The sequence below is a fragment of the Streptomyces sp. NPDC048411 genome (assembly GCF_040704695.1).
Lineage (GTDB): Bacteria > Actinomycetota > Actinomycetes > Streptomycetales > Streptomycetaceae > Streptomyces.
In genome coordinates, this window is the sequence record NZ_JBEZKL010000250.1 from 1 (window position 1) to 5092 (window position 5092).

The following is a 5092-nucleotide window of genomic DNA, read 5'->3' on the forward strand; positions in this document are numbered from 1 at the left end:
CGGGGCGACCCTCCGCCTTGCGATCGCACGCACCAGACGCCGCCTGGCCCGCCCTACGGGCGGACGACGCTACTTTCGAAACACGCCCTAGTGCCTCTCCCGCGAGCTCCTCGCAGGCGTCTGCTGTTTCGCTCCCCTCGGTTTCGGTGCACCGCTGCTCAGCGGAGTACTGGCGCGACCTTCGGCCCGGCGGGCGCTCGACGGGCTGGTCGCCGCTGCGAAGGTGACGACTTGGCTGGATGCCGGTGGCGGGGTGTGAGCGGGCCGCGTACCTCCCCCGCCGGAAGACACCGCGGACAGCGTCGAAGCGCCGCGGCGAGCGGGAGGGCGGGACTCCGGCCCCGCCGATCGTGACAGGCGGCCGGCAGCAGGTCCGCGGTCGGCGTCGACGGCGACTTCCCGTCGACAGCGGACGTTTTGAGGGCCGGCGCGAGTGAGTGAGCAAGATACCTAAGAGCCCATCAGAACCCAGCTGCGGCTGCCCCCTGATCCCGCACGGCGTCACCCCGATGAGGAGAACATGGGGCGACCAGCATGTTCAAACATATTGCTTACTGTTTACTTTTGAGTCACCGACGTCAACGGCCAGATGACACTTGGGGCTTCATGCCCTTCACAAGGCGTGCCTACGGGTCCCCGCCGACGTCGGCGGGGCAGGATCCGACGACGTCGCTGGGGCCGAACACCTTCGGCCACCTCTGACCGCTGTGCGGTCCGGCGCGCGGGAGGGAGGCGTGCGAAAGCACGGCACCTCGGCCCACGCACCCACACGTTACCCACACCAAGGGCGTTGACTCTTGAGCTGTCATGTTTAATCATGTCCGCAGTTGATTCTCATCGGCGGAAAAGGGACCCCGTCGACAGAGGAAGCCGCACTCCATCTCCCAGGTTCTGAAGGCCCGTGCAGGGATGACACGAGCCCTTTTTTGATTCTGGGTGATTCGGTGACCTGGTGTCGTCCGTACACCGCCGTGTGTTCCCTCAGCCATCCTTCCAAGGAGAAATACCATGTCCATTCATTGCACCCGTCGAGGTGTCGCAGCCGTCGCTCTGGGCATGGTCGCGACCCTGGCACTCGGGGCGTGCTCCAGTGGCCAGGAGGCCGCGAAGTCGGGCGGTGACGGCGTTGCGAAGGTCGACGGCAAGATCTCTCTGACGTATCTGCAGAAGCAGGGCGACCAGGAGTACTTCGTCGGTGAGGCCGCGGGAGCCAAGGCCAAGGCCAAGGAGCTGGGCATCGACCTGAAGGTGGTCAACCTGGGCAACGACGCCAACAAGACGATCAGTGAGGTCCAGTCCGCGATCGCCCAGAAGACCAACGGTCTGATCGTCGTCGTCCCGGATCCCGCAGTCGGGCCCCAGCTCGTCCAGACCGCCAAGGACGGCAAGGTCGCGCTGCTCACCTCCGACGACCAGATCTGCACCACCGGCCCGGACCCGTCCGCCTGCGGTCCCGAGGCGCTGGTGCCGCGGATCGGCTTCAGCGGCGCCCAGATGGGCGGCGAGGTCGGCAAGCGCGCCGCCGAAGAGTTCAAGAAGGCCGGCTGGAAGCCCGCCGAGACCCGGACCATCTCCGCCTGGAAGCAGGATGTCACCGTCTGCTCCGACCGGGTGAACGCCGCCAAGAAGGCGTTCGCGAGCGGTGCGGGTGCGGACGTGAAGAACATCGACGTTGCGACGGACAACACTCCGACCGGCGCCCAGGACAAGATCGCGGCCACCGTCACTGCCAACTCCGGCGTCAAGCACTGGATCATGTGGGGCTGCAACGACGAGAACGTCCAGGGCGGCGTCACCGCGCTGGAGAACGCCGGCTTCAAGGCGGACGATGTCATCGGCGTCGGCCTCGGCGCCTACCTGGCCTGCAAGAACTGGAGCTCGGGCAAGCCGTCCGGCATGAAGGCTGCCCTGTTCATCAACGGCAGCGACGTCGGCGCCCTGGCCGTCCAGACCATGTACGACAAGCTCAAGAACGGCAAGGAGTTCCCGAAGGAGGCCTTCGCGCCCACCAAGATGGTCGACGCCTCCAACTGGAAGGCCTCCGGGGTCACGTGCAGCTGACCTGACACTCCCCGTCTGCCGGTGCGGCGGACCAGTACCCGCCGTACCGGCCTCCCCGGGCCCCTGCGCCGCCCCGTCGTCACTGCTGTAACGGAAACTGCTTCCAGCCTGCGAGGCCACCATGAGTAAACCCGGCACCGAACCATCGGGGCCCACGCAATCCACTGCCCGCCACGACGCGGTGGTCACCGTCGAGAACATCGTCAAACGGTTCGGCGCCGTCCAGGCGCTCGGCGGTGTCACGCTCGACTTCCCTGCGGGGCAGGTCACCGCGCTGATGGGGGAGAACGGCGCGGGCAAGTCGACCCTGCTGAAGATCCTCACCGGTGATCACCAGCCCACCGACGGTCGCATCGTGCTCGACGGCAAGCCGGTCACGTTCGCCGCTCCGCAGGACGCCCGCAGGGCCGGCATCCGGATCATCCCGCAAGAGCCGGAGATCATCCCGCATGTCTCGGTGGCGGAGAACGTCTACGCGGGCTCCCTGCCCCGCAAGGCCGGACGCCGCCTGGACCGCGCGGAACTCCGTCGCCGGATCACCTCCGACCTCGCCCGCCTGGGCTTCGACAAGGTCATCGACCCCGATGCGCTCGGCTCCGAACTCACCCCCGCCCAGCGGCAGCTGGTGGAGATCCTGCGTGCGCTGACCGGCGAGGCCAAGGTCATCGCCTTCGACGAGCCCACCTCTTCGCTGTCCGAACACGAGGTGGAAGCGCTGTTCGCGCTCATCGGCCGGCTCCGGGATCAAGGCATCGCCGTCATCTATGTCTCGCACAGGATGAAGGAGATCTTCCAGCTCGCCGACCGCGTCGCCGTACTGCGCGACGGCACGGTGGCCGGGGTGCTGGACGCCGCGCAGACGAACGAGGAGGAGGTCGTCCGGCTCATGGTGGGACGCGATCTGTCCTCCCTCTTCGTCCGCCAGGACGTCGCCGGGGACGAGGTCGTGCTCGATCTGAAGGACGTCACCACCGACGACGTGAGCGGCATCAGCCTTCAGGTACGTGCCGGAGAGGTCGTCGCCCTCGCCGGACTCATCGGCGCCGGACGCTCTGAACTGGCCCGCGCGATCGCAGGAGACCTCCCGATCCGCTCCGGCAGCATCAGCATGAACGGCCGGAAACTGCTCCTGCGCAGTCCGAAGGACGCCATCAAGGCCGGCATCGGGCTCGCCCCCGAGGAACGCAAGGCCCAGGCACTGTTCCTCCAGCGCTCCATCCGGGACAACACCTCCCTGGTCAGCCTCGAAAGCCTGCGCCGCCTACGGTTCGTGAATAGCCGTCAGGAACGCGCCATGGCACAGGAGTACACCGACCGACTGCGGGTGCGCACCCCCTCCATCGAGCACGAGATCGGCAAACTCTCCGGCGGAAACCAGCAGAAGGTGGTCCTCGCGCGCTGGCTGGCCGGAAAACCCAAGCTGCTGATCCTCGACGAGCCGACCCGCGGCATCGACATCGGCGCCAAGGCCGAGATCTACCAGATCATCGCGGACCTCGCCCGCCAAGGTGTCGCCCTGCTGGTGATCTCCTCGGAACTGCCCGAAGTGCTCGGCCTCGCAGACCGCATCGCTGTCATGCAGAACGGCCGGATCACCGGCGAACTCAGCCGAGCCGAGGCCACCGAGGAAGCCATCCTCAGCCTGGCCATGGCCGACGACCTCACCACCACCGCCCCTGGAGCCCTTCGATGACCGACACCACCGTCACCAGTACCCCGGACCGGACGGAGGATGCTCCGGCGCCGGCCGCGTCCGGCAGGCGTTTCCGGCTCGCCGCGGTCGGCGGGCAGAACCTCAGCCTGATCGGCGCCCTCGTCGTGGTGCTCGCGCTGTTCGGTTCGCTCAACGACAACTACCTCAGCTGGTCGAACATGCAGGTCATCGGCGAGGCAGCGACCATCGTCGGGCTCCTCGCCATCGTCCAGACCGTCGTCATCATCTGCGGCGCACTGGACATCTCGGTCGGCTCGCAGGCCGGTCTCGCCTCCGTCGTCAGCGCCATGGTCTTCACCTCCATGGGCTCCAGCGCGGTGATCGGCATCGCCGTGGCGCTCGGCATCGGCGTCCTCGCCGGCGTGCTGAACGGCATGATCATCGTCTACGGCCGCGTCAACCCGACCATCGCCACGCTGGCCGGACTCGCCGCGTACAAGGGCATCGCCCAACTCGTCTCGGACGGCCGCGCACAGGGCTACGTCCTCAACGACAGCATCTTCGTCTTCCTCGGCCGCGGCAAGATCGCCGGTCTGCCGGTGATGATCTGGATGCTGGCCGTCGTCGCGCTCGCTGTGCACATCCTCCTCAAGTACACGGACATCGGGCGCAACCTCTACGCCATCGGCGGCAACGACACCGCAGCCCGCCTCGCCGGCATCTCCATCAACAAGTACCTGATCGCCGCCTACGCCCTTTGCGGCGTCGTGGCAGCCGTCGCCGGTATCCTGCTCACCGCACGCACCGGATCGGGACAGCCCGTCTCCGGCAGCGAGGGCCTGGAGCTCAAGGCCATCACCGCCGCCGCACTCGGCGGATGCGCCCTCAAGGGCGGCAAGGGCGGCATCGGCGGCACCCTGCTCGCCGTCGCCCTGCTCGGCGCCCTCGAGAACGGCCTCACCGTCCAGGGCATCAACACCTTCTGGCAGAACGTCGCCCAGGGCGCGCTGCTGGTCATCGCCGTCGTCATCCAGCAGCGCCGCAACAAGGAACGCCGCATAGGTCTCCCCACCTAGGTCGCTGGAAGGCTGCTGAAAACCTTGTTGGGGCTGTCCGGCCGGGGGTCGGGCAGCCCTTAGCGTTATGTGGTGGCCGGTGTGAGGTGCCAGGTGGTGCCGGTCCGGGTGAGTCCGAGGCTGATCAGTCGGCGGAGGTCGAGGGCGGCGGCCGATCTCCGCGGTAGTCGGAGCGGGGCGGGGTCAGGACTTGCCGGTGTCCGCGAGGATCAGCTCGCCCACGGACTCGATCAGCACTGACCGCGCCTGTTCGTCGAGACCGTCGTCCGAGACGAAGTAGTCGATCTCGGTCAGGGCGGCG

General features: G+C 67.5%; 3 protein-coding genes and 1 pseudogene. All 4 read left to right on the forward strand.

Annotated features, from left to right (window positions below; genetic code table 11):
- Positions 1 to 106 precede the first annotated feature (106 nt).
- A pseudogene (locus AB0915_RS38235) lies at positions 107 to 259 on the forward strand (amino acid transporter); the annotation flags it as partial.
- 749 nt (positions 260 to 1008) lie between these two features.
- Positions 1009 to 2061 carry a substrate-binding domain-containing protein gene (locus tag AB0915_RS38240; RefSeq protein ID WP_366695884.1) on the forward strand — a complete coding sequence of 351 codons (1053 nt, stop codon included), beginning with the start codon at positions 1009 to 1011 and terminating at the stop codon, positions 2059 to 2061.
- Positions 2062 to 2182: 121 nt separating this feature from the next.
- Complete coding sequence (locus tag AB0915_RS38245) at positions 2183 to 3754, forward strand: sugar ABC transporter ATP-binding protein (RefSeq protein ID WP_366695886.1); 1572 nt, start codon at positions 2183 to 2185, stop codon at positions 3752 to 3754.
- On the forward strand, positions 3751 to 4791 hold the full coding sequence (locus AB0915_RS38250; RefSeq protein ID WP_366695888.1) for an ABC transporter permease: 1041 nt from the start codon (positions 3751 to 3753) through the stop codon (positions 4789 to 4791). Before AB0915_RS38245 ends, AB0915_RS38250 begins: the two co-directional genes overlap by 4 nt.
- Positions 4792 to 5092: the final 301 nt, after the last annotated feature.

Excerpts from the sequence above, each read along its gene's own strand:
- AB0915_RS38240 (WP_366695884.1), top strand. The coding sequence starts at position 1,009 with ATGTCCATTCATTGCACCCGTCGAGGTGTCGCAGCCGTCGCTCTGGGC.
- AB0915_RS38245 (WP_366695886.1), top strand. The coding sequence starts at position 2,183 with ATGAGTAAACCCGGCACCGAACCATCGGGGCCCACGCAATCCACTGCC.
- AB0915_RS38250 (WP_366695888.1), top strand. The coding sequence starts at position 3,751 with ATGACCGACACCACCGTCACCAGTACCCCGGACCGGACGGAGGATGCT.